This window comes from Vreelandella olivaria, assembly GCF_023507745.1.
GTDB classification, from domain to species: Bacteria; Pseudomonadota; Gammaproteobacteria; order Pseudomonadales; family Halomonadaceae; genus Vreelandella; species Vreelandella olivaria_A.
Genome location: NZ_JALPZO010000015.1, coordinates 1 through 1073, shown reverse-complemented (window position 1 = coordinate 1073; position 1073 = coordinate 1). Strand labels below are relative to the sequence as shown.

1 protein-coding gene is annotated in these 1073 nt (G+C 50.8%); it reads left to right on the top strand.

Annotated features, from left to right (window positions below):
• The first annotated feature begins 146 nt into the window (after positions 1 to 146).
• The gene (locus tag HP566_RS01455; protein ID WP_249975482.1) at positions 147 to 869 is read left to right on the top strand and encodes a hypothetical protein; all 723 of its coding nucleotides are present in this window, start codon (positions 147 to 149) and stop codon (positions 867 to 869) included.
• Positions 870 to 1073: the final 204 nt, after the last annotated feature.

The following is a 1073-nucleotide window of genomic DNA, read 5'->3' as shown; positions in this document are numbered from 1 at the left end:
GCAAATGTCCGTGCAACGCCATCAGCAAATAACAAAGTGGTAGTGTCGGACGATTCCGCAGATGTCACACTGCTTGCAGAGCAAGCAGTCCGCCAAATGCGGCCTCGCCGCACACCACGACGTTATGTGCCAAGGAAAGTTCGTTGATGATTGATGATTTTGAAAGGAAGCTCTGGCTTTCCACCGTTCCGCTTGTGTCTACCAATGGTGGTGGGGTGCCAACCGGAATCGCGTCAGGGTGTTTTGTAAGATATGGCGGTAAGAAGTTACTGCTGTCCGTCCAGCACGCTACTGGCAATGGCGCCGTATGGGCTATTCAGCAGCAGTACGTTCCTAACAAAGGCGCAGAATTGTACAGGTTAGGTGGCATCAACTTCTTGATGAAGGCGAATATACACACGTCGGAGGTGGTGGATGTCGACTTCTCTTACGTTGAGGTGCCGGAGACAACGTTCGCTAAGCGGCAAGAGATTGATCCGCATACATCAAGGATAATTTCAGAGGAATTCATTTCGGAGCTTTGCCCTTCTTTAGAAATCTCGCCGCATAGTCACACAAAGTATGGCTTTAGCGGCCTGGTTCAGCCATCGTTGGAGCAGCACGGCGGGAAAGATTGTTTGGTCACCGAGGTGCGAGTTTACACAGGCCTGGAATATTTGCGAACTGACGGCGACTACCATTACTTCAAGTTGCCTTTCGCGCATCCTGGACATGAGCATTTCAAAGGCTGTAGTGGTGCACCAATCATCGGTGAAGATGGAGAGCTAGTCGCTTTGGTTTGTGGCGGAAGTACTCAAAGCAACGAGTTGTGGGGGATTTCATTGAAAGCCTATAAGCTTCCTGTGGATATCCTTGTTCAAGGTATTTAGCAGTTGGCACATAACCAAGCAATCAAGTTCGCTCCCTGCGGTCGCCGGACGCTCGTTCCTCGCGCCGCTTATTGCGAGCGTTGAGCCTGTAGAAAAACCCCGCTGACGGCTAAGTTTTGGTAGGATCGAGAAAACAGACGAGGAGTGGTCAGCATGCCGCGCTTCAAGCCTTATAACCACGATCAAAATGCCATGGTGGTGATC

Coding starts and splice junctions, on each gene's coding strand:
- HP566_RS01455 (WP_249975482.1), top strand. CDS start 147: ATGATTGATGATTTTGAAAGGAAGCTCTGGCTTTCCACCGTTCCGCTT.